23 protein-coding genes and 1 tRNA gene are annotated in these 20,929 nt (G+C 59.7%); 11 read left to right on the top strand and 13 right to left on the bottom strand.

Annotated elements, in window-relative coordinates; all coding sequences use genetic code 11:
* Positions 1–4: 4 nt before the first annotated feature.
* Positions 5–2,035: a DNA polymerase III subunit gamma/tau gene (gene dnaX / locus ROV93_RS12880; RefSeq protein ID WP_072168274.1), complete on the bottom strand. Its 2,031-nt coding sequence runs from the start codon at positions 2,033–2,035 to the stop codon at positions 5–7.
* A 161-nt stretch (positions 2,036–2,196) separates the two neighbouring features.
* Between dnaX and ROV93_RS12875 the strand changes: the two genes are divergently transcribed.
* The 3 genes from ROV93_RS12875 (at position 2,197) to ROV93_RS12865 (ending at position 4,699) form a co-directional block, all read left to right on the top strand.
* Positions 2,197–2,289: transfer RNA gene (locus ROV93_RS12875), tRNA-Ser, on the top strand.
* Between the two features lie 86 nt (positions 2,290–2,375).
* A complete protein-coding gene (locus ROV93_RS12870) occupies positions 2,376–3,908 on the top strand; it encodes a DUF6538 domain-containing protein (RefSeq protein ID WP_065183778.1) in 1,533 nt (510 codons plus the stop codon).
* A complete protein-coding gene (locus ROV93_RS12865) occupies positions 3,905–4,699 on the top strand; it encodes an NYN domain-containing protein (protein ID WP_065183777.1) in 795 nt (264 codons plus the stop codon). The genes ROV93_RS12870 and ROV93_RS12865 overlap by 4 nt, the downstream gene beginning before the upstream one ends.
* Positions 4,700–5,186: 487 nt before the next feature.
* Here ROV93_RS12865 and ROV93_RS12860 read toward each other — a convergent pair whose 3' ends face one another.
* Positions 5,187–6,728: a MobA/MobL family protein gene (locus ROV93_RS12860; protein ID WP_312540007.1), complete on the bottom strand. Its 1,542-nt coding sequence runs from the start codon at positions 6,726–6,728 to the stop codon at positions 5,187–5,189.
* Between the two features lie 505 nt (positions 6,729–7,233).
* Here ROV93_RS12860 and ROV93_RS12855 point away from each other — a divergent pair.
* A complete protein-coding gene (locus ROV93_RS12855; RefSeq protein WP_312540004.1) occupies positions 7,234–8,370 on the top strand; it encodes an adenine-specific methyltransferase EcoRI family protein in 1,137 nt (378 codons plus the stop codon).
* Positions 8,370–9,476, top strand: a complete 1,107-nt coding sequence (locus tag ROV93_RS12850) for a DUF262 domain-containing protein (protein WP_065183775.1) — start codon at positions 8,370–8,372, stop codon at positions 9,474–9,476. The genes ROV93_RS12855 and ROV93_RS12850 overlap by 1 nt, the downstream gene beginning before the upstream one ends.
* Before the next feature lie 63 nt (positions 9,477–9,539).
* Here the strand turns inward: ROV93_RS12850 and ROV93_RS12845 are convergent, their stop codons facing one another.
* From ROV93_RS12845 to ROV93_RS12820, 6 genes are all read right to left on the bottom strand, one after another.
* Positions 9,540–10,004 (bottom strand): hypothetical protein, encoded by a 465-nt coding sequence (locus ROV93_RS12845; RefSeq protein ID WP_231110313.1) that lies wholly within the window; start codon positions 10,002–10,004, stop codon positions 9,540–9,542.
* Entirely contained in the window at positions 9,997–10,458 is a 462-nt protein-coding gene (locus ROV93_RS12840) for a hypothetical protein (RefSeq protein ID WP_081284568.1), read from the bottom strand. Before ROV93_RS12840 ends, ROV93_RS12845 begins: the two co-directional genes overlap by 8 nt.
* 98 nt (positions 10,459–10,556) lie before the next feature.
* Positions 10,557–10,787: a hypothetical protein gene (locus tag ROV93_RS12835; protein ID WP_134971706.1), complete on the bottom strand. Its 231-nt coding sequence runs from the start codon at positions 10,785–10,787 to the stop codon at positions 10,557–10,559.
* Between the two features lie 51 nt (positions 10,788–10,838).
* Positions 10,839–11,912: a Shedu anti-phage system protein SduA domain-containing protein gene (locus ROV93_RS12830; RefSeq protein ID WP_065183773.1), complete on the bottom strand. Its 1,074-nt coding sequence runs from the start codon at positions 11,910–11,912 to the stop codon at positions 10,839–10,841.
* A gap of 37 nt (positions 11,913–11,949) precedes the next feature.
* Entirely contained in the window at positions 11,950–12,684 is a 735-nt protein-coding gene (locus tag ROV93_RS12825; RefSeq protein WP_065183772.1) for a hypothetical protein, read from the bottom strand.
* Positions 12,685–12,745: 61 nt separating this feature from the next.
* Entirely contained in the window at positions 12,746–12,892 is a 147-nt protein-coding gene (locus ROV93_RS12820) for a hypothetical protein (RefSeq protein WP_158230178.1), read from the bottom strand.
* A gap of 354 nt (positions 12,893–13,246) precedes the next feature.
* Between ROV93_RS12820 and ROV93_RS12815 the strand changes: the two genes are divergently transcribed.
* Positions 13,247–14,638 (top strand): site-specific integrase, encoded by a 1,392-nt coding sequence (locus ROV93_RS12815; RefSeq protein ID WP_065183771.1) that lies wholly within the window; start codon positions 13,247–13,249, stop codon positions 14,636–14,638.
* A gap of 240 nt (positions 14,639–14,878) precedes the next feature.
* On the opposite strand, the gene ROV93_RS12810 is transcribed toward ROV93_RS12815, so the two are convergent.
* On the bottom strand, positions 14,879–15,421 hold the full coding sequence (locus tag ROV93_RS12810; RefSeq protein WP_065183770.1) for a hypothetical protein: 543 nt from the start codon (positions 15,419–15,421) through the stop codon (positions 14,879–14,881).
* 234 nt (positions 15,422–15,655) lie between these two features.
* Positions 15,656–16,000 (bottom strand): helix-turn-helix transcriptional regulator, encoded by a 345-nt coding sequence (locus ROV93_RS12805; protein ID WP_065183769.1) that lies wholly within the window; start codon positions 15,998–16,000, stop codon positions 15,656–15,658.
* A gap of 111 nt (positions 16,001–16,111) precedes the next feature.
* Between ROV93_RS12805 and ROV93_RS12800 the strand changes: the two genes are divergently transcribed.
* The 4 genes from ROV93_RS12800 to ROV93_RS12785 all read left to right on the top strand — a co-directional run bounded on the left by ROV93_RS12800 (position 16,112) and on the right by ROV93_RS12785 (position 18,235).
* On the top strand, positions 16,112–16,885 hold the full coding sequence (locus ROV93_RS12800; RefSeq protein WP_065183768.1) for a hypothetical protein: 774 nt from the start codon (positions 16,112–16,114) through the stop codon (positions 16,883–16,885).
* A gap of 67 nt (positions 16,886–16,952) precedes the next feature.
* The gene (locus ROV93_RS12795) at positions 16,953–17,267 is read left to right on the top strand and encodes a hypothetical protein (protein WP_065183767.1); all 315 of its coding nucleotides are present in this window, start codon (positions 16,953–16,955) and stop codon (positions 17,265–17,267) included.
* A gap of 2 nt (positions 17,268–17,269) precedes the next feature.
* Positions 17,270–17,614 (top strand): hypothetical protein, encoded by a 345-nt coding sequence (locus ROV93_RS12790; protein ID WP_065183766.1) that lies wholly within the window; start codon positions 17,270–17,272, stop codon positions 17,612–17,614.
* Between the two features lie 171 nt (positions 17,615–17,785).
* Positions 17,786–18,235: a hypothetical protein gene (locus ROV93_RS12785; protein WP_065183780.1), complete on the top strand. Its 450-nt coding sequence runs from the start codon at positions 17,786–17,788 to the stop codon at positions 18,233–18,235.
* A gap of 85 nt (positions 18,236–18,320) precedes the next feature.
* On the opposite strand, the gene ROV93_RS12780 is transcribed toward ROV93_RS12785, so the two are convergent.
* From ROV93_RS12780 to ROV93_RS12770, 3 genes are all read right to left on the bottom strand, one after another.
* Positions 18,321–19,304, bottom strand: coding sequence for a hypothetical protein (locus tag ROV93_RS12780; RefSeq protein ID WP_065183765.1), 984 nt, complete (start codon positions 19,302–19,304; stop codon positions 18,321–18,323).
* Entirely contained in the window at positions 19,301–19,510 is a 210-nt protein-coding gene (locus ROV93_RS12775; protein ID WP_065183764.1) for a hypothetical protein, read from the bottom strand. The genes ROV93_RS12780 and ROV93_RS12775 overlap by 4 nt, the downstream gene beginning before the upstream one ends.
* A gap of 384 nt (positions 19,511–19,894) precedes the next feature.
* The gene (locus ROV93_RS12770) at positions 19,895–20,305 is read right to left on the bottom strand and encodes a DUF3592 domain-containing protein (protein WP_269777698.1); all 411 of its coding nucleotides are present in this window, start codon (positions 20,303–20,305) and stop codon (positions 19,895–19,897) included.
* Between the two features lie 127 nt (positions 20,306–20,432).
* On the opposite strand from ROV93_RS12770, the gene ROV93_RS12765 reads away from it, so the two are divergent.
* A complete protein-coding gene (locus ROV93_RS12765; protein ID WP_072168253.1) occupies positions 20,433–20,876 on the top strand; it encodes a GNAT family N-acetyltransferase in 444 nt (147 codons plus the stop codon).
* The last annotated feature ends 53 nt before the right edge of the window (positions 20,877–20,929 follow it).

The raw sequence follows: 20,929 nt of genomic DNA, 5'->3' as shown, positions 1-20,929 counted from the left end.
TGTCTTACTCGTCAAAAGAACGGATGGAATCGGAAACAACCCGGGCACCGTGCTGTTGGATCAGCACCTGCACTTCCGGGTCGTCCATGAAAACGGCCTCTGCCACCCGCTGCCGCTCGCCACGCTGGCGGTCGGCACGCTGATGCAGGGTCTCGGCCGGAACGTGTTCGGTTTCCACGGTCTCGACCACGATCTTCGGCGCCTGGCCAAGGGCCTTCTCCAGCATCTCGCCCAGGGCAGCCAGCGCGCGCTCCGAGCGCAGGTACTCAAATCCGGGCGAAAGGCCCAGTTTCAAGGTCCCGTGCTGGCAGCTGATGAAGGCGGCGTTGGCAGCCAGCTGCCGCGAGGGGCCGCTGAGACCGCTGTTGGCGACCAGGTCCAGCCAGTCTTCGGCAGTGGCCAGCTCGCTGACACCTTCCTGCGGTGCGGCCTCACGCGCCGGAGCCGATTCGGCCGGCGCAATGGCAATACCTTCGGCGCGGAACGAACGCTCCGGCGGCGCAGGCTCGCCTAGATCCGCGGCGGGAGCCGGCGGTTCATGCCAGGGCGCGACCATGGCGGCATCCGGGCCGGCCATCTCGGCCGCCAGAGCCCCATCCCGCGCCTCGGCTTCGTCGGTGGCCCACGGCGGCAGGTCATCGCTTGCCTCTGCAGCGATGGCAGGCGCCAGCGCCTCGGCCTTCACCGGCGGCGGTGACACGGGCTCTTCCACCGGAACCGGCTCGGGTTCAGGCGTCGGATCCGGCTCCGGTTGCGGGGCCGGCTCGGGTTCGGGTTCAGGTTCGCGCGGTGCAGCCGCCGGAGCGGCCACCTGCGCCGCCACGGCCGGGCTGGCCGAAGCGACGGCAGCAGCCGGCGTCGCTTCATGGCTTCCGGCATGGGCGCCACCACCGGCAGCGTTGCCACCCGGCGTGCCTCCCACCGCACCGTCGACGGCCTTCGGCACCGGCGGTACCGCTGCGGCCGGACGGAACGCCAGCATGCGCAGCACCGCCATTTCAAAGCCCGCGCGCGGGCTCGGTGCCAGTGGCAGGTCGCGACGGCCATTCAAGGCCATCTGGTACCAGAGCTGCACCACTTCCGGGCGCAGGCGCTCGGCGAATGCCGCCACATCCAGGCCTTCCGCCACGGCGGCGCCCGGCACCAGCTGCTGCACCTGGATGCGATGCAGGCCTTCGGCCAGCGCTTCCAGCACGCCACTCCAGTCCGGCGAGAATTCGGCCAACGCGGCCACCACCTGCAGCAGGCGCGGGCCATCGCCCTCGGCCAGCGCATCGAGCATCGCTGCCACCTGGGTGCGATCCACAGTGCCCAGCATGGTGCGCACCACATCCTCGCGCAGCGCGCCGCCGGCATAGGCGATCGCCTGGTCCAGCAGTGACAGGCCGTCACGCAGGCTGCCGTCAGCGGCCTTGGCCAACTGCACGATGGCGCTGCCGTCGGCCTCGATCTCTTCCGCCGCCAGGATGCGGGTCATCTGGCCCTGGATCTGGTCTTCGTCCAGGCGCTTGAGATTGAACTGCAGGCAGCGGCTGAGCACGGTGACCGGCAGCTTCTGCGGATCGGTGGTGGCCAGCAGGAACTTCACGTGCTCCGGCGGCTCTTCCAGCGTCTTCAGCAGTGCGTTGAACGCCGCCTTGGACAGCATGTGCACTTCGTCGATCAGGTAGACCTTGTACTTGCCGCGCGAAGGCATGTACTGCGCGTTCTCGATCACCTCGCGCACGTCGTCCACGCCGGTGTTGGACGCGGCGTCGATTTCCAGCAGGTCGATGTAGCGACCGGCGTCGATGTCCAGGCAGGCGGCGCACTGGCCGCACGGGTCGGCACTGGTGCCCTGCTCGCAGTTGAGCGACTTGGCGAAGATGCGCGCGATGGTGGTCTTGCCCACGCCACGGGTACCGGTGAACAGGAACGCGTGGTGGACCCGGCCGCTGTCCAGCGCATTGCTGAGCGCACGGACCACATGCTCCTGGCCCACCAGCTCGGCAAAACGCTTCGGACGCCACTTGCGGGCAAGGACGAGATAGGACATCAGGCCACCGTTTTCCATCGGAAGTTCCATTGTGCCATGCCTGTCCAGCCCCTTCGCCAACAATGCCCCCGGATGCGTCCCTGATCTGGGCGCTTGTGTCCGGCCGCGCCGCCCGCTAGAATCTGCGCCCCTGCTGAGGCGTTTGCCGATGGCAGGGATCCGGAGAGGTGTCCGAGTGGTTGAAGGAGCACGCCTGGAAAGTGTGTAAGCGTCTAAACCGCGCTTCGGGGGTTCGAATCCCCCTCTCTCCGCCAGTTCTCGCAAACCCCTGTTTACGCAGGGGTTTTTGCTTTTCTGGATGGACTGCTGGGAAAGACGCAATCCGGGACACATCGCCCCTATGCGCATCCCCCATCATCTGGTTCGAGCCCGCTCTGGGCTTTGGTCATTCCGGCAACGGGTTCCTACGGACCTTCAGGCCCTCGTCGGCAAACGCATCCTGAAGCGCACGCTGCGCACCTTCGAGCTGTCCGTGGCCCAACTGCGCGCCCTGACACTGGCCGCACGTTATGCTCAGGCCTTCAGCGTGTTGAGGGAACGACGCATGGGAACCCAGGACGAGGACATCGAGACGCTTCTTGCGCGCCTCACCAGCTCCGACAGCCTCCAGCAGCTGACGTTGAACCGAACGCGCACCGCCGACGGTGTCGTCACCGAGCACTGGCAGATCGACACTCCGGAGGACGTGAAGCTTTATCAGCAGATCATGGAGCTGTCTGCCTCACGGCCCAGCGAACTTGGGGAGCTGATTCGTCAGGGCGTCCCGCCAATGCCGGAGGCGCGCCGGGTGACCAAGCCCGCCATTGAGACCATCACCTTGGGCAAGGCCAAGGAGGCGTGGCTGGCGAGCATCAAGGGCAGCACCCTGCCCAAGACTTGGACCATCAAACGAACGGCGGTAGAGCTGCTGACTCGCTTCCTGGGCGAGAAGGCCAAACTCCATACGCTCACTCGGTCCGACCTGGCCCGGTGGTATCAGCACATGAGGGACGAAGGGGCATCCACCCCCACCCTGACCAACAAGCAAAGCTATGTGGGCGGGAGAGGAGGATTTTTCGAGTGGGCGATCGCCTCGGGCCATTACCCGAAGGGCGACAACCCGGCCTCCGGGCATGTGAGCTACTCAACGCGGGAGAAGCGGGCCCGGCGCAAGTTCGGCTTCAAGGCTTATGACACCCATCAAGTCCAGGCCCTGTTTGCGCCGGCGGCCTTCGAGGCCCTGCCCCTGCCCGCTCGCTGGGCGGCCCTGTTGGGGCTCTACACGGGGGCCCGGGCCTCCGAAGTCGGGCAGTTGATGGTCAGCAACATCTCGGAAGAAAGCGGAGTGCCTTGCATCCATATCACCGACGAAGGCGAACATCAGCGGGTGAAAACCGACGTAAGCGTCCGCACCGTGCCCGTCCACCCCGACTTGGCGGCGCTGGGCTTCCTCGAGTGGGTCGAGAGCATGCGGGCCGAGGGCCATACTCGCTTATTCCCTGGAGCCAAGGCCGAGGCCAAGAACGGCCAGGGCAACTGGGTGTCGAAGGCCTTCAGCCGTTACTTGGCCGAGGTGGGCAAGAACTGGCCCACTGCGAAGCGGGGCTTCCACTCCCTTCGGAAAACCCTGATTCAAGAGCTCCAGGGCTTGGGAGTGGTTTCCGAGCTGCGGGCTCAGATCGTAGGTCACGAGCTGGACGATGAGCACCACGCCACCTACAGCCGCGATTTCACGGCCAAAGAGAAGTTGGAAGGGCTGGGGGCTCATTCACCCGGCCTTCGGACCCTGACCTATGGGCTCGACCTTTCCGCCTTGCGCCCCCTGGTTGATCCGAACCTGTTGCCTGAGGGCAGCCTTCCAACCAACCGCCGCAAAGCAAGGAGCAATGCGTGAGCATCCATCCGATCGACACACGGGTCGCTGTCCTTCTCGATTGCGACAACGTTCCACCCGAAATCGTGGACCATGCCCTCCTCATGGCCGCTCAGTTCGGGCGGGTTGTCGTCCGCCGCGGCTACGGAAACCACGCCACGCTGGCCAAGCGCTGGCAGGAGACCTTGGTCCGACAAGCATTCACCCCATGCCTCCAATATCAATACGCGGCAGGGAAAAACACCGCTGACATGGCACTGGCTTTGGACGCCTTAGAAGCAATGTTCGATCAGCGGGCTGACACGTTTTGCTTGGTCACGAGCGACTCGGATTTCGCTTACCTGTGCCGAAAGCTCCGGGAGCGAGGAGCGACGGTCTGCATCGTGGGGGAGGAAAAAACGCCTGAGGCATTGCGCAATGCCTGCGACCAGTTCTTCGAGTGGAAGCCTTCGGAGCAGAAACCCGAAGCGGAAGAGCAGGCCTCGGGCTTGAAAGGACAGGCGCAAGGAAAGACCGAAACCCCCAAGCCATTGCCCAAGCGACGCCCCCGTTTCTTGGTCGATGCAGTGGCCCTTCTCGCCGACGGCAGCACAGATGGGAGGGTCATCGTCAGCGCGCTTGGCAACTATTTAAAGCGAACAGATCCGTCGTTCTCGCCAAACGCTTATGGGCACTCCGGCCTGCTTAACATGGTCAAGACGTATGACCTGCTCGTTGCTTCGCAAGCGCCGGGAGGCCACTGGCTGGTCAAGCTCGCACCGGAACAGAGCCCTGCGGCTCAGGCTTCAATCGCAGCAGCGTCTGACGCCTAAGGCGAAAAATCCAGATAGAAAAACTGTGACGCACTGCGTCATCGCGCGCTTGCGCAATCCCGACTGAGTGGTTCGATGTGAAGACCTTTCACTACATGACTGACCAATGCCCGCAAACGTCGAACTTCGTATCGCCAGCCAACTTCTTCAAGTTCTGGTGCCTCAAAACAACACTCGCGACGCCGCTGAGCGAGAGGTGGATGTCCAGCATGCGCTGGATATAGCGAAAATACTGTTGCGCCGCTTCGCCGCGAGCCCACAAGGCCAAGCAGCTCAGTCACTTACCCACTCGCCTCCAAGTAGCGGCGCATCCCGAGCCGCAACCGTCGACCGCAACCAAGTGCCGCAAACCTTCCCATCCCCCGATGCTTGGCGTGCATCTCGCGGCCTTCCGCCAGTGAAGCCACTCCCAAATCGGACAACGCCCGTGGGACCAGGGCCCCGTTGAGCAATAGCCCCGCTTTCGCGGGGCTTGTCTTTTATGGGATCAGTGGAAGGTCGGCCCACGGGGAGCCGGCGGACGAGGAGCGGGCGCATCGGGGGACAAGGGCTGATGAGCCGCTGGCTTCAGAGCTTGGCGCTGTGGCGGAGAAGGAATTGCCTCAAGGGCATCAGCCTTCTTGGCGATGTCCGCGTCGATCAAGCCAATCTCTTGCTCCGATGCCCGCTCCTGCGCCAACTTCAACTCGGCCGTGCGCGTCTCAAGCACCGAAAGCCGCCGCCCTCGGCGCTGGGTCCATTCCGGACGCGAGTAACCGCTTGAACCCATCGGATAGTCGGCATTGAACCGCTCCCACTCTTGCTCGGCCATATGCCGCAACCTGGTTGCACTCTTTAGGTTCAAGAGCCTGCGAGCCCGGCTAATGATGAGGCACTTCAGGGCACGGACTTGAAGCACAGCCATGATGATCCACTGCCGGAGTTCGACGCTCTCCCCTTGAGCTGAAAGCAGCCGCTGCGCCCAACCCAACCCAGCACGAGTCTTTTCCATGGCCAAGTCTGCCCTCGCCCTGGAAATCTCCTCAACGTCGCGCAAGGCGTCCATAATCCTCTCAGCAAGGCTAACGGGTGCCCCATGGTCGGGTAGTCCGTGAGACGAAAGGAGCACATGCTGCAGGCGAACACCGGAGACCCCCTTCATTTCCATACCCGCGGGCAGGCCGGCCGTATCGCTGTTGAGCACCCGCCCACGGCGCGACCCAGACTCCTCCCCAGCGGGTGGCACGGGCTTGCCCTCCAACCCGGCCTTGAGCACCAAGTAGTCATAGTGCTCCTGATTGTCTTCCAAAATCTGGTCGTTCGTCCTCGCCCTAGTGGTATCCACGCCTTTCCCAGCCAGAGCGGTCGCCCGCTTACCGAGGTGTTGGGTCGGCTCCCGGGAGAGCGCCGCTGCCGCCAAATCATCCCCACGCTCCATTGCCGATCTGGCCTGTTCAGCCAGACTGCGGTGGTCGATGGTGCTGGTAAAGCCGGCCGCCTCCAGGTGGGCGTTCGTCGTCGTAGCGACCATCTCCCGAATCCACTGAACCTCTACTTTTCCAGACGGCCCGACATCTAGCTCGCGGGTTTTGTCGCCAAAGCCCTCAGGCCCAATGCGACGAGTAGTCGCCAGGATGTGGACATGGTGGTTGAGGCCATCCGGCGTGCTCGGGCAATGGATGCTGGCTTGGACAGCGAATCCGTAACGCCCGACCAACGCGTCGGCGAGCACGAATGCCAGATGGGCGCGCTGTTCTTCGGAAAGCTCATGGGGCAAGGAGATCTCGAACTCCCTCGCCACGGTCGAGTCTTTCCGCCGCTCCGCAGCCTCCGCGACAGCCCAGAGCTCCCGGGGGTCCAAGGCCCACTCGGGAGCGTCTGGCGGGGCGAGGCAGAAGCTTTCGACGACACCGCTGCGGCGGCGGTAGTCGTGCTGCTGTCCGGTGAGCAAGTCCGCGAGCAGTAGCCCGCCCCGGTAGGCAGCAGCAGCAACGGCGGACTGCCCCCGGCTGCGGCTAAAAGTCTTGATCGCGGTATGGAAGATGGCCATAAAAACTCCTGTGAAGACAGGAGTCTTTATGGCTCAGCTTTTGCTTTTGGCAAGCCTCCAAGAGGCTTGGGGTTCCAGGGGCGCAGCCCTTGGCGCACGCATCCGTCAGGATGCCTAAGTGCGCTCTTGCCTTACCGCAATGCCATGTCAAGATCGCAGCGGGAAAGCGCTCTTTACCACGCAAGCCACCTCGGCCTAGACGCGCTCTAGAAGAGCCCACAGCAAATCCAAACAGCAGGGCCAGCAAAGTGAATAGCTGGCGTAGGTTCCTGACAGAGAGCTGCGTGAATCTACCTGCGGTCCCACGCTACTTCAAGGTCTCTTCCTCGAGCCGCCGATATACATGCGTGAGCGCTCTCTGTCCCTGACGGACGCTCAACAAGACCTCTTGCCATTTCTCAAACCACCTGTAATTTGGTACCAGAATACTTGAGTCCGCACCCCTCATTCAGGCTTTGTTCAGCTATCCGCCATTACGGCGCTGCATCGACAATCAGAGACATCAATGAAAGTGAAAATAGTTAAAGAGAAACCTGACGTGAAAGGCGCCAGCAATCACACGCTAGGTCAAGCGAAGTCAGCTAAGCAGGATGAGTTCTATACTCAACTTGATGACATCGAAAAAGAGTTAAAGAACTACAAGCCCCAGCTTCACGGCAAGACCGTGTTCTGCAACTGCGACGACCCGTTTGAGAGCAACTTCTTTAAGTATTTTGCACTGAACTTCAATATCCTCGGCTTGAAGAAGCTAATCGCGACAAGCTATTCAAAGTCTCCGATCACGGGCAAGCAGCTTCCACTGCTGGACATCGAAGGATTGAAACCCGAAGGCAAAGATCCCTACGCGGTGATTATCAGTGAGGTCCCAGACCACAGAAATCGTGGCGCAACAGACATTACCGATGTAGAGTATCTTCTAAAGCGCAAAGCAAATGTTGCCCATACCTTGGCCGGAGACGAAAACTACGCAGCCGGAGATTTCCGTAGCAGCGAGTGCGTCGCGTTATTGAAAGAGGCGGATGTCGTAATAACAAATCCGCCATTCTCATTGTTCCGCCAGTTTGTGTCTCAACTTGTTGAACACAAGAAAAAATACTTGATTATTGGTAATGTGAATGCGATCACATATAAGGAAATTTTCGATCTCATCCAAAAGGATGAGCTATGGCTTGGCAAGAGTATCCATAGCGGGGACCGAGAGTTCCGCGTCCCCGATCATTACCCACTTGAGGCCGCCGGCACCCGCGTGGATCAAGACGGGAGGAAGTACATCCGCGTAAAAGGAGTTCGATGGTTCACTAACATGGACTTCGAGAGCCGACACGAAGACATTCCGCTCTATAAGAGATATTCAGCCCAGGATTATCCAAAGTATTACAACTACGATGCAATCGATGTAAGCAAAACTGCTGAGATACCTTGCGACTATGATGGCCCCATGGGGGTTCCCATAACCTTCTTGGATAAGCACAACCCGACGCAGTTTGAGATTCTTGGATCCAGCCGCACGCTTGGCACTCCAATGTCGCAACTCGCCGAAAAAGGATCATATTCACCAGGCGGCCCTCGGTTTTATCTTCCCGAAGCCAAAGGGAAGTTCCGAAGAATGTATGATCGGCTTGTAATCAAAAGAAGGACCTAATGAAGATAAAGCTTACGAACATTCCAGTCTCCGAACTCACTAAAGGGTATAAGGACAATGCTGAACTTGGTGTGCGTGGGTATGACGGGAAGCTAAACATCCGCCCCGCTTACCAGCGCGAATTCATCTATAAGGAGAAGCAGCGCAACGAAGTCATTAAGACGGTGATGCGAGGCTTCCCGCTCAACACGATGTATTGGGCGGTTTCTGACGATGGCTACGAGCTAATGGATGGACAGCAGCGGACTATAAGTATCTGCCAATATGTTCACGGCGATTTTTCCGTTGTAGTCGACGGCAACCCCATGTCCTTCGGAAACCTAACCTCCGATAAGAAGAAAAACATTTTGGATTACGATCTCTCCATATATATATGTGAAGGATCAGATAGCGATAAGCTGGATTGGTTCAAAACAATCAATATCGCCGGAGAGAAGCTAACGCAACAAGAACTTCGGAACGCCATATATTCTGGACCATGGCTTACGGATGCTAAACGCTGGTTCTCGAAGAGTGGGGCGCCAGCCGTCCAAGAAGGCCGAGAAAAGCTCGTAAACGGCTCGCCTATTCGACAAGAAATACTCGAGACCGCACTAGACTGGCGCTCACAAGGCGACATCGAAACTTACATGAGCACCTATCAGCACAGCAAAGATGCTCAAGATTTATGGCAATACTGGCAGTCTGTATTCGCATGGGTTAAACGCATTTTCCCTAATCAGGAAAGCGCACGTGCCCGCCTCATGAAGGGACTTCCCTGGGGATATTTCTATAATGCCCATAAAGACGAGACATTTAATGCCCAGGATCTCGAAGAACGGATTTCCGCTCTAATCGAGGATGATGAAGTTGATAACAAGAAGGGAATTTACGAGTATCTCCTGACCGGTCAAGAAAGGACGTTAAGCCTACGATCTTTCGATGAAAAAACCAGGCAGAAGAAGTATGCGGAACAGCAAGGCAAGTGCCCCATCTGCAAAAAGCAGTTCTCAATAGAGGAAATGGAGGCCGACCATATCCTCCCATGGCACAGCGGCGGAAAAACGAATATCGACAACTGCCAGTTGCTTTGCAAGAAAGACAACCGGACTAAGAGCGGCAAATAGAAGATACTGCCTTGGATGGGTGAGCCATCCAAGGCCTCCGATAGTTCGTGCGGTCCACGGACTTTACTTTGCGCCTCCCAGCAACCGAGGGATCTGTGTCATCCACCCCGACTCCGAATAACCGGCAGACGCCCTAAGACCGCTGCCGCCCTGGCGAACCGTCAACGAAGCCAGCTCTTCTTGGGACTGGAAAAAGAACGGCCCATTTACGCCCATCACGAAGTGGTCCCCTTGAAGGGCATCACAGTGAGAACAATGGTTGGCCCAATAGTTGCTGCCGGCAGTCCGCGACCGTCCGATGCGAAGGAGTGGCGCGGACTGGACGACGAACGTCTGCACTGCGGCGTCCAAGGATTCGACATATTGCAGGACAGCAGCATCAGCCACCTCCAGTTCGCCCTCCTCATCGAACTCTGTGAGGCGAGCCACCCAGATGGCAGTGACCAAGGTTCCTGAGCCACATTTCCAACAAGCCATGGAAGCTTGGAGCAAAGCAAAGCTAGGCGCTTTGAGGTTGAAGTCAGTCACGGCCAGAATCCAGATAGTCTCCACGGTCCCAAGATCGGTAGCGCCAAGGGAGGACATCCTCCAAGGCCGTTATCCGCGGCTCTGGCATCAGTGATAGCGCACGTGCGCCCGAAAGCAAGCGCTCGATGCGGTCGTTGGGAACGAATAGCCATGGCTGAAGCGTCCAATCAAGGGGGATACCACCGTCCCGAGCCAACGCCTCCTTTAATCCAAGCCAATGCTGGTCCCAGCTCTTCAGGCGGTTCAACAATGCAGGCAAGCGGACCGCATAAGAGATTTCGCAAAGGTAAGCCGCTCGGTCACGAACACTCACAGCCACCGCGTCGCAATACCAGTGAGGCCCACTGGTATCAGGATTGCTGCCAGGGTTCAGTTGGATGCAGCACTGCGCATTGATGAACAACCGCCGGTCTGCCCGGAGAAAGTCCAGCACTACGTTCTCGAAATGATCCATCTCTCTCCCCCTAAGCCCGTGGCAGAGCGCCCCCTTTGATACGAGAACGGCGGGCTGCCTTCAGGGCAGCCACATCCCGTTCTTCCCCTCCGGGCAGCCTAGGTTCTCCGCTGGACCACAAAGACCAGCCCGGCGCTCTTCAGCCTGCGCCGCAGGTCTTCCACTTCTTCCAGACCCGGCTTGTTAGCAAACTCCAAGCGAATATCCGCGTCCTCCAGTCCTGGAATAGTCAAATATTCCTCGAACGAGATGTATGGAGTCGAGCCCAACTCCGAGCTTCCCTCGCATACTTTTAGATGAGGGGTATCTTTGTAGACTGCAACGCTCATCTCGACGTCCTTCGTGGCGGGTTGGGAAATCTCTTTATACCTGGTCATGGCCTACCAGGGAATGTCGTCGTCGGGTTCGACGGCCTCGACCGCCGCAGCTTCAAGGCCCGCCGTCGGCACCATCATCTCTATCAACCGCTCACCCTGAGCCAGGAGGTGGTCGTAAGTGATGACCGTGATTCCATGCATACGCCGATTGAGGCCGTGAAGTGCTCGCTGCTGCTCATCCGTCCAGTCATGAGAGCGTCCAATGACGATTGTGGCCCTGGGGTGGTAAGCCACTACCTCTTTGTGGTCAACCAATCCCTTGTCTGCGAAGTCATGAAGCATATCCAGGTAACGGTGGCACTGGCCAATGGCCTTCGATACGTCCGCAGAGAAGTAGTAGTTCTTGTGCGCCCTGTCATACAGCAGCACATCCATGTCCGGCCGCTTCAGCTCGACGATGTCTCGATACCCAGCAATCACGCTAGGCAACATCAAGTCGATGTTGTCTCCTGTGGTGATTGCCCTCACCTCGTCCCTGACCACGTAGGCGTTCCCAAAGGCCCAGCAGTGCCTTTCGCACCAAGATTGGTAGACCTGCTCAGCCGACTCACCACGGCCCAAGGTGGACCGTAGCTCAGCAACCGCTGAGCGCATCTCATTGAGCCGAATGGATCCCCGAAGCGCCTCGGTCAACTCATGTGTCAGCTCAGTGCTGGCCAAGTGCTTGACGAGCTCTGCTTGCGACAACACCTTGGTCAGCGCGCCGACCAAGGATTGCGGGTCATGCCCGGTGAGGTCGACGGTGCCGTTCGCCGCCCTGATGAGAATGAACTCCCCTGCTTCAGATTGCTGGGCCAAAGGCAGGTGAGTCTGAAGGTATTTGAACAGCTTGAGCGTGGAGGTCTCGGTCAAGGTGATGGTCTTGATCGGATCCTCCTCCCAGGGCGAGGCTTTGGTCTTCTTGAAACCCTCGAGCTTTATAGAGAACTCGGTGTGGTTAGTGTGAGGAATCAGCCACCCGACCACGTGCAGCTTGGTCCTCGTGTTCTCGTTGAGGACAACGACAGGGACATAGTCCAACTTGCCACTCTGAGCAGTTTTGCGGACCACTTTTGACACTTCGGCTGATTCGCTCATGCACTAGTCCTCGACCCAAAAGCCACTCTTACCACTCTCAGGGCTGGCACCGCAGGGATGCCAGGAAACGCAGTGCTCCGGCCCTGTCCTGCCACGTGTCCACATTCCAAGAGGGATGATAGACCCAGGTCATGAGCGCTGAGCCCCCGACATAATCCAGCGACCACACATCTCGGTTTTCAAGGTATCGCCTTTTGCTGTCGCCACGGTTCACCTGCTCCGCCACAAATGGAGGAATGCCTCCCTCGCGGCGGCCATGCCGAAGGAACCGCCAAGTGGTCCCGCCCAGGACGAGGACAATAGTTGGCCTAAGAACAGGCAATATCTCCCCGACCAGCACGTCACCACCCTTCCTCAGCGCCTCATTGCGGGGGCGGTGATTGGCCTGGGAGCCGGCGAAGGCTTGAGACAGGTTGGCGAAGGCTACTCGCCGCCATGCGTCCGCAGCTTCCAGCGGTTGGAAGTCTTGTCGCCCGGTGAGCACCAGGTCCAGCGCCCTGAAGAAGGGACTGTCCTCGCGTTCCCGGACCGGCTCTGCCATCCCCCGGAAAGTATTTCGAGTGAAGGACCGGGTCACATCAAGCGAATCGGCCACCCCCTCCTTCCGATAGTGCGACTCCCCCAACAGCAGGATCCGCTGCCCGTTCATGCTATCCCAGTAAAGGTCACCGCAATACGGGAGGAATCGAACTTCATCGGTCCACTCGTGCTTATTCAGATCTGGTGTTGACTCACCGCTGGATGACGAGCGAAGCAACGCAATCCCTGTCATCTTGGCTCCCTTGCCCTGTGGTGCGATAGAAACCGGCACCGACTGGTGCCGGCCCTTGAAACTACTTCTTGCCCTTCTTGCCCTTGTCCGGGGCCTGGCTCAGGGCAGAGCCGGCCGCCGTCTTGGATTTACTGCCGGTTCGATCGTCACGCAAAACTGCACTTGCGGCCTTCGCCGCCTTCGGGCTCGTCTGCTCGTTCTTCGCCATAACGTCTCTCCTAGCCACTATATGTGGCTAGCCGGATGATAGGAAAAACACTGGTTACGGCTCATCAATATTTTCGCCCGTTTATCTTGCATTCATCATTCAAAAGATGAATCGTTAGCTTAGTTCAGTTAAACAGTACCAAAATGACTCCGAGGTTTCCCTCCCCCTCAACGCCCAAGTCATTGATATATAAAGATCCAACCTTGGAAAAGACACCGGTACAAACTTGGCGCTTCGTTGAATCCGCCCTTGACCGTGGCAACGCTTACGGCATTCAAGTCGCCGACGATTTTGTATTGACCATTTTTTGAGCTGTCTTATTGGTACTTCCATCGTTCCGATGGAAGCCAAGCAATGCCCTCCCCCGCTTTAGAACACCTCCACCAATATCTCCTACACCCCATGGGCACCCTCCAGCTCAAGGGCGTCCAGATGGGCAACCTTCGTATCGAAGAGCTGAACATCACCGGACGTGAGGCAGCCATCCACGCCCAGGAAATGCTGGACCGAGCCGATGACCGCCAGCGTCGCAGTCGTCGAGCCAATGGATGCACCCAGTATCCCGCCCCGCTGCCCATTGCCTCCGCCCCTCGCCTGCTGTCTGTCGAGATCGCCGACTACGTGAGGTCCAGAGACGACCGTAATCTGGCCAAGGACACAACCGGATCTACGCTCCGCACCCTCAACTTGCTTAAGCTGACCTGCGGCGACATCCCCGTTTCGCGCATCGACCATGCCCATATTTATCGTCTGTGGGAGTTGCTCCGGTGGGCTCCCCCGTTGCTTCTCTCCGACCCCAAGTATCGCGACTACACGTATGACCAGGCCGTCGCGCTCGGCAAGGAGCTGGCCGTTCCTCCCCTGGCCCCCAAGACATTGGAAAAGCATCGGCGTTTCCTGTCGACCTTCTTCAAGGGCCTAGTCGAAGCCAACGCGATCCCAGCGTCCCCCATGGCCGGCTTCAAGAAGTTCAAAGACGATCTGGCGGTAGACGCCGACAAAGCAGAGAGGCTCTTTGACGAAGCGGACCTCCAAAAGATCTTCGCGCCTGAGAACTTCATTCCGTGGGCGAAGTGTCATCCCCACCGGTGGTGGATGCCCATGATCGGCCTATACACCGGCGCGAGGATCAACGAGGTTGCGCAACTGAAAGTGGCCGACATCGTGCACGACGCCGGCATCTGGTGGATACGCATCCGGGTCACGATCGACCCAGACCTGGCACACAAGAGTCGAGGAAGAAGTCGCCAACGCCTAAAAGGCAAGTCGGCCGTCCGGGATGTGCCGATCGCGCAGCCGCTCATCGACGCCGGCTTCCTAGACTACGTCGAAGACATACGCCAGTGCGGACACCCGCGCCTGTTCCCCCACCTTTCCGCCGGCGTGAACCGTGAGACAGGCGACTCGAACGCACGTTACAGCCAAGCCGCGCTCAACCAGTTCAGCACTTACATGAAACGCTTAGGCTTCAAAAAAGGCGTCGGCTTCCACGCGTTCCGCCATACGCTAGCAACCGAGCTTCACCACCAGGACATCCCAGACGAGGTCATTGCCCTCATCACTGGTCACTCAGCTAACAAAAGGGTCGCTGTCCTGCACGAGGCGTATTTCCACAAGAAACCGGCATACGCTCAGAAGAAGAAGATTCGCACCATCAAGCGTTACCAGCCGAGCGTCGAACTGCCTAAGTATCAGCGGGGCCAGTTTGCCGATCAGCTGTCTGACCCAAGCAAGTTCTACCCATGAGCTTTGGGGTAGCCGAGCTAAAGCACCTCTGCGTGCCCGAATAGTAGTTCCGCCGTCTCTTCGATCCGCGTTGACTCTTCAGTCCAGTCTATGCCAAGCCCCCCCTTCTTAGGGGGGAGCTTCCTCTGACGAACTCTTAGCTTTAAGAAAAAGGCTTGGGCGCGGGAAGAATCATCGCGAATCGAAAGCCAAGGGCGGCCCCATCGACGACATGTTCACTGACACGTTTCAGGGGCACGCTTAGATTCGTCTCGGCAGCGACTTCAAGTATTCCTTCAGTGGCAACGAAGCGTTTAACTCGGCTTTGAAAGCCGCAGCGAAGCTCTCGAGCAAAGATTCATGGAGCGCGCGCACTTGCTCACCCTCTCCATTGCTCTCAAGGAAATCTAGAAGGATTCTAATCAGCTCCACCTCGCGCTCTCGCACGAATGCAGCATGCCTCTCGAAGGCGTCAGCATGCCACAGCAGCTCTGCTCCAAGCGCGCATGCCCTTGCGACGTCGATGGCCCTGCTTTTCCCCGTGCGAACAAGAGATTCCACCGTATCGCCCGAGACCAAGGACCGATCAAGGTGCCAACTGTCGCCTTGATGGCACTCGAACTGAGCTACGGCAGTCAACAGCACCCTTGCTGCCTCGCTTCCGATTGCCCAAACCCCACTTCCTAGTGCACCAGCCAGGATTGTCACTAAGTGCCCCTGGGAACTGTCCCCGAAAGGTGGGATAGGACTCGACTTGCCGTCAGCCTGGCTCTGGGCGTCTTCGTCCTTGTCTGCGTCGTGCATTTTTCGCCTCCTGGGTTTTCATAAAGCCAACCGGCTGCCGGCAAATCATCTACAGAAGCCGTTGGTCCATCCAGAAGGGTATCGACAACGGCTTCGAGAACTTTAGCCAAATCACCACGCCTGTATGAGAGCGCCTTGCATCGCCGCCATGAAAGGATTGATCGAATAGCGACTCGCTTTTCGGAGGCCCGCACTACAGGCAAGCCAGTGGCTACATAACGGAGCGAGGCTTTCTCAGCGCCCAATGTCCATTCTGGAGACCATGTCTTTAAGGCGCTGAAGCGCCTCCTTCTGCTTAGCGACCGGTAACTTCGACACGAGCAGAATGACTTCAGCCAGCGTATCCGAGGTGGCATGGAAATATGCCACCGGCAGACCCAATGCTTTAGCCAACGCCTGAGACGTCGCCGGGTCGGGGTCGTGTTGGCCCGTCTCGTATCGGCTCACCCGAGTCGCTCCCGAGACGGAGTCGACCATTCCAATCCGCTCCGCCAACTGGGCTTGCGTCCAGCCCTTGGCCACCCGCGCGCTGCGCAGGCGCTTGCCATAGACCGTCGCTGGCGTCTTGGGTTGCGGCATCCGGGTTCTTGCACCACAGCTGAACTTCTCCCAAGTCTGACGGTTGGAACCCGATTGCACATCTGCGATTATCGTAAATGCCGCCGGCGTGGCGGTCTACAGGGGCACCTAATGAAGGACACCACAAGGATGGCCGCCGCTCTGGCGGCCGCGCTGTCGCTGAGTAGCCAGATCGCATCAGCCCAGGAAGCCAACCAGTCCGCCCAGCAGGCGGAACAGCCCGGCTTCTTCCGGCAGTTGGGGAAGAGTCTGAAGGATGCCGGCGGCCAGATGATTGGGGTGAAGCCCACCGGGGCCACCGCAAGCCAAGCCCCTGGCAATCAGCCGATCTACACTCCGGTCACCGGGGCTGGAAAGATTCAGGGACTTTTCAAGGGCGACAACCACCAGCTCGCACAGCAGGGTCGGCTCGATTGGCCCCGGGTCGCTTTGACCTACCTTGAGTGGGGCACAACGCTGCCGTGTTGGACGGTCGAAGCTCGGATTTGGACCAGCCCCTCCGCGTCCACCACGGAGACCTTCCGGACCTGCGCAGATGCACCGGTGACGGTGACGGACGATCTTGGCGACACAGCAGAGTTCAACACCGCAGCCCTCTGGAAGGGACGCGACAATCTCAATGGCGTTCGGGTGCCGGCAAGTAAACCGAACACTGGGGCCGGCCGGTCCACAGGTCCCAACCCGCCCAGTCAGCCGTTTGTTGTCAACGTCAGCCGCCCGGGTGTTTCGGACAAGGCCGTTGATGTGGCGCTCCGGGTTGCCTGGGTCAGCGGCTTTATCCAGACAGCAGATCTCCACCCCGGCCCCTCGGGGATGCTGACCCCGTTCAAAGACGGCCGCATGTGGATCGCCGGTTTCAAACCGGAAGGCAACCGAGACCGCTAAGCCGTCTCTTTCTCTCCCCGTTCGGGGCGGCCCGCCGCCGCCCCTCCCTCGCAACCAAGGAATGACTATGAAAGCACCGAAGCTTGCCTTCGCCGGCTTGGCGACCGCTTTTGCACTGACTGCCTGCGGCGGACCGCCATCTGATCGCGATGCCGAGAAGGCGTTGGCGGCCCTTCTCACCCAGAGCGGGGCGGGCCAGATCACCAGCATCCACGACTTCAAGCTCGACGGGTGCATGGAAGCCCAGGACATGTCGGGCTATCGCTGCGACACGGCCGGGAAAGTGTCCATCGATATCGGTGGGCGTCAGGTCCCTATCCCGGTTAGCAAAAACCTGCGCTACGTCAAAGAGGACGGGACTTGGAAGGCCTACGCCAAATGAGCATGCCCCCTCCCCCTCTGCTTGACCAGCCGGTGACCGCACGGCGCAAGCTCATGACGCCCCGGAACCGGTTCTTCTGGTGGTATTTGGGTGCCCTGCTTCTTACTGGACCCTTTGGGTTCCTTGTCGGGCCGTTTATGGCCCGGCGAGGAACACGAAGGGTAGAACGCCTCTACCCGGCCGAAGCTCGAGTGGCTCAGGCGCGGGATAAGGGGTTCGCTTGGTGGCAGTGGTGGGCCATGACCATCCTCACCCTGATGGGCGCTGTCGGGGCCATGACCCTCATCAGTGGACTGCCGATGTTTCTGCTGGTCCTGTATTCAAAGCTGATGATTCCCCAGCCTTGATTGATACGCATGGTTAGGCATGCGATACCTTCAGCGTTGCTGCGGCGGCCCGGGCTAGCAGCCCGGGAGTTGTCTCGCGCCGAGCGGGATCGCTCAGTAAGATAGGGAAGGCTAACAATGCCTTCCTTCTCTCCAAACGCTAGAAAAGGGTTTTGTATGACGTTTTGGCGCATGCAGCTGCATCCTTCGGAAAGCGCACGAGCGGTCTGCCACACCACCCGATCGCTGGGCCTCGGGTATGTAGGATTGGACTTCGCGGAGCCGCCCGGAGATCTGACCGATGTGAAGCAACAAGACATCGACCAGAGCCAGCGAGACTACTGGGATTTCGCCCACTGCATGGATGTGGGAGACGTCATCTTGGTCGTTGCCCACCATTATCCCTGCGCCCTAGTCCGGGTCACAGGACCGTACAACTACATCAGAGCTCCAAAAGAAGAGCTAGGGGTGTGGTTTCGCCACTTCCGAAAGGTCGAAGTGCTGGGCTACTACGCGGATCTTGTCACCCACCCTGCAAAATGGGAGAAGACCACCATGACGGACACCATCTCCATCTTGAGGGATCCAGACAGCGCCTCTCACCAGCTCATTTCCAAATGGCTCGCTAAGGTGGACGATTAACAGCGCGTAGGCATTGCCGGCGACACTTGGGGCCCCTATTCTTCGCGTGCCATTCAGTGCCTCGAGGAAATCGAGCGCGCGGCGACTAAACGAAATGCACCTCATCAGTTTCTAGGGCAGTGGAGCCTACGTCCGCTCCAGGCTTCACCTGCCGTCGTCGCAGCCTCTCAGCCGCGATGCAGGACAGACCTGCCGCAATGACCATGCTCAGTCCACCAATGGTGGACTTCAAGCCCACGTAAGGCGAAAGAAGCAGGAAGATTGGCAGCCCTAAATAGAAGGCGTGCCGGGTATTGTCCACCGCTAAAGAAGAACGCTGAGGCACAAGCTCTTTCCTGTCGGCCATGGCCTGAGTGTGAGCCTCTGGCTGCTGGAACTGTTTGTAGAGCTCCAGATCGAACGCCTGCGCGGAGATGATCTGCTTCATCGACACAATGACTTGGAATATCTCCATGGTCGCGTCATCCGGCAGCTTGATGTCGTAGTAGGTAGTGAAGACGAGCTTCCCTTTCTCATCCCGGTAGCCTGACGCGACGGGAGTCATGCCTACCCACTCTTTCCCCACCCTCGGGCCCGTGAACTCGTCCAACAGGCCGACGTAAACCTTGCCGTTGTCCAAGGTCAACGCAACCAAGGTTCCATCCTCTTCGCACTTGATAGCAAGGCTCTCGATGGCGTCGATAGCGCCGTGACGCGAGGCAATCAACTGCGCGAGTGATCGGATTCGCACCAACGGATCGTTGAGCAGGATGGGAAGCGCGGCCCCAAGGGCTAGGCACCAGAGGGTAATCGCCAGATGCAGGGTCAGCCCTTCGGCCGACTGCTTATCGCTCATCTGAAGGGGCAACATTCCCTGGAGCTTGCCTAGATACAAGCTGTAGGTGGAATGCCGCGCCGCCAAAGCATGCAGCCCGGCACTGATGCCGAACAAGTAGACCGAGCAGAGAGCAGCGCCGAAATACTGGGGGTGCCCCGGATGGTGCAGTGCTTCAAATCGCGTGTATCGCCACTGCCGATAGAAATACCAGCCCGCAGCCAATAGAACGGCCAGCAGGGCTAGGCTCGTCATTTCGAGGAGCGGCCCTTGTCGGCGGCGACCTTGAGGTCACGGAGATCGCGTGCAGCATCAAGCTGGCGGTTCATCCTGCCAGATTTGAGAAGCCCGTCACGGTTAAGCACAAGGGCACCATCTCGGTTGACCTCGTAGAAGGTGTCCTTCTGCCCGCGCTTGGCGATGGTGAACTGGCTAAAGAAGTGCTTCATGCCGCTGATCATATGGCCTCCAGCGCCCAATGCAAGATAGGCGCATTCAGCTTGACGGGATCCTCGATCAAGACAGCCCCTGCCCGTGTTCCAACTGCGTCCCGCGATCTCCAGGGGAAATCGTTGGACCTGCACACTGCGCAGTCTTGGGCGGCTATGATGGGCGGGACACAACACAGGACACACGTCCGGTTTGCGATCTGCGAGCAGTCAGGGAGAGAGGTCTCCGGATCAGTACCTCCCCCTCTCTCCGCCAGATAAATGAAGAAGCCGCCCAGTGGGCGGCTTTTTTATTTGGCTGGCGGGAATCGCCGCAGCTACTACCGGACTGAACAGGTCTTGCCGTCGTGGCCGGTCCAACGGCCCGCCCGCCGACGGCGCGCGATCCGCCGCAGGTCATCTGCGCCGGAGCAGTCTCCGCACGCAGGCGCCGACGAACGCCAGCCCCAGCAGCACCCACACGACCGTCATTCCCCACAGCGCACCGAACGTATCCAGGACCGGCTCCAGCCGCGGTTGCGCCGGGTCGTAAAGCACGCGTACCGGCTGCCCAGGCTCATAGCCGAAGATCATGCCGCCCTGCGGGTACGAGACGCGTTGGCCGGTCGCGGTGGTGAACGCGACCTGCGGATGCGATCCGCCGGCGTTCAGGCGCTCAACCTGGCCATCAACGGCCTGCGCGACCTCCAGGAACTCAAGACGATGTGTCACCTCGAAGGCGGCCACGGCAAGGATCAACAGACCCACCACGCCAAACAGCAGACCGCGCATCAGCTGGGCAGTCCGGAAAAAAGAAGGGTCGGGCATCGCTGGGCAGCTCCGTTGCAGGCGGGAAGACGAATGGGGCCGGCGGATCCTGCCGTGCGGTCACTCCCGTTGCCCGACAGCATAACCCAGAGGCCACCCAGCCCCCTCCGCACGCTATGGTGGCTGCATGAGCCTTCGTGTCTACCAACCCGCCGACGCACGCGCCTGCCTGTCGATCTTCGACAGCAACGTACCCACCTACTTCGCGCCCGAAGAGCGCAGCGACTTCGAACGCTTCCTGCGCGAGCAGGCCACGGGCTGTGCATTCCAGGTGATCGAGCGCGATGGAAACGTCGTCGCCTGTGGTGGCCTCTCGCGCCGTGGCGACGGCAGCGCCGGCTTCTGCTGGGGCATGGTGCAGCGCGCGCTGCACCGCCAGGGGCTGGGCCGCACACTGGCACTCGCGCGCCTGCGCCAGGCCGAAGCGGATCCCTCGATCAAGCGCATCGCGCTCAGCACCAGCCAGCACACCCAGGGCTTCTATGCCGGCCTGGGTTTCCAGGTGGCGCGCATCGTGCCCGATGGGCATGGCGCCGGGATCGACGCCGTTGAAATGGAGCGGGAGCTCTAGCGCTCCCGCCCCGGTGCCATCCGCGCAGGGCGTGGTTCTACCGCCCGCCTGCT

This window comes from Stenotrophomonas maltophilia group sp. msm4 (assembly GCF_032025605.1).
Classification (GTDB): Bacteria; Pseudomonadota; Gammaproteobacteria; order Xanthomonadales; family Xanthomonadaceae; genus Stenotrophomonas; species Stenotrophomonas sepilia.
This window is presented reverse-complemented; position numbering and strand designations above follow the sequence as displayed.

Bases quoted from the DNA above. Each gene is read 5' to 3' on its own strand.
- dnaX (WP_072168274.1), bottom strand. From the start codon at position 2,035: ATGTCCTATCTCGTCCTTGCCCGCAAGTGGCGTCCGAAGCGTTTTGCC.
- ROV93_RS12870 (WP_065183778.1), top strand. From the start codon at position 2,376: ATGCGCATCCCCCATCATCTGGTTCGAGCCCGCTCTGGGCTTTGGTCA.
- ROV93_RS12860 (WP_312540007.1), bottom strand. From the start codon at position 6,728: ATGGCCATCTTCCATACCGCGATCAAGACTTTTAGCCGCAGCCGGGGG.
- ROV93_RS12855 (WP_312540004.1), top strand. From the start codon at position 7,234: ATGAAAGTGAAAATAGTTAAAGAGAAACCTGACGTGAAAGGCGCCAGC.
- ROV93_RS12850 (WP_065183775.1), top strand. From the start codon at position 8,370: ATGAAGATAAAGCTTACGAACATTCCAGTCTCCGAACTCACTAAAGGG.
- ROV93_RS12840 (WP_081284568.1), bottom strand. From the start codon at position 10,458: ATGGATCATTTCGAGAACGTAGTGCTGGACTTTCTCCGGGCAGACCGG.
- ROV93_RS12835 (WP_134971706.1), bottom strand. From the start codon at position 10,787: ATGAGCGTTGCAGTCTACAAAGATACCCCTCATCTAAAAGTATGCGAG.
- ROV93_RS12830 (WP_065183773.1), bottom strand. From the start codon at position 11,912: ATGAGCGAATCAGCCGAAGTGTCAAAAGTGGTCCGCAAAACTGCTCAG.
- ROV93_RS12825 (WP_065183772.1), bottom strand. From the start codon at position 12,684: ATGACAGGGATTGCGTTGCTTCGCTCGTCATCCAGCGGTGAGTCAACA.
- ROV93_RS12820 (WP_158230178.1), bottom strand. From the start codon at position 12,892: ATGGCGAAGAACGAGCAGACGAGCCCGAAGGCGGCGAAGGCCGCAAGT.
- ROV93_RS12815 (WP_065183771.1), top strand. From the start codon at position 13,247: ATGCCCTCCCCCGCTTTAGAACACCTCCACCAATATCTCCTACACCCC.
- ROV93_RS12810 (WP_065183770.1), bottom strand. From the start codon at position 15,421: ATGCACGACGCAGACAAGGACGAAGACGCCCAGAGCCAGGCTGACGGC.
- ROV93_RS12805 (WP_065183769.1), bottom strand. From the start codon at position 16,000: ATGCCGCAACCCAAGACGCCAGCGACGGTCTATGGCAAGCGCCTGCGC.
- ROV93_RS12800 (WP_065183768.1), top strand. From the start codon at position 16,112: ATGAAGGACACCACAAGGATGGCCGCCGCTCTGGCGGCCGCGCTGTCG.
- ROV93_RS12795 (WP_065183767.1), top strand. From the start codon at position 16,953: ATGAAAGCACCGAAGCTTGCCTTCGCCGGCTTGGCGACCGCTTTTGCA.
- ROV93_RS12790 (WP_065183766.1), top strand. From the start codon at position 17,270: ATGCCCCCTCCCCCTCTGCTTGACCAGCCGGTGACCGCACGGCGCAAG.
- ROV93_RS12785 (WP_065183780.1), top strand. From the start codon at position 17,786: ATGCAGCTGCATCCTTCGGAAAGCGCACGAGCGGTCTGCCACACCACC.
- ROV93_RS12780 (WP_065183765.1), bottom strand. From the start codon at position 19,304: ATGACGAGCCTAGCCCTGCTGGCCGTTCTATTGGCTGCGGGCTGGTAT.
- ROV93_RS12775 (WP_065183764.1), bottom strand. From the start codon at position 19,510: ATGATCAGCGGCATGAAGCACTTCTTTAGCCAGTTCACCATCGCCAAG.
- ROV93_RS12770 (WP_269777698.1), bottom strand. From the start codon at position 20,305: ATGCCCGACCCTTCTTTTTTCCGGACTGCCCAGCTGATGCGCGGTCTG.
- ROV93_RS12765 (WP_072168253.1), top strand. From the start codon at position 20,433: ATGAGCCTTCGTGTCTACCAACCCGCCGACGCACGCGCCTGCCTGTCG.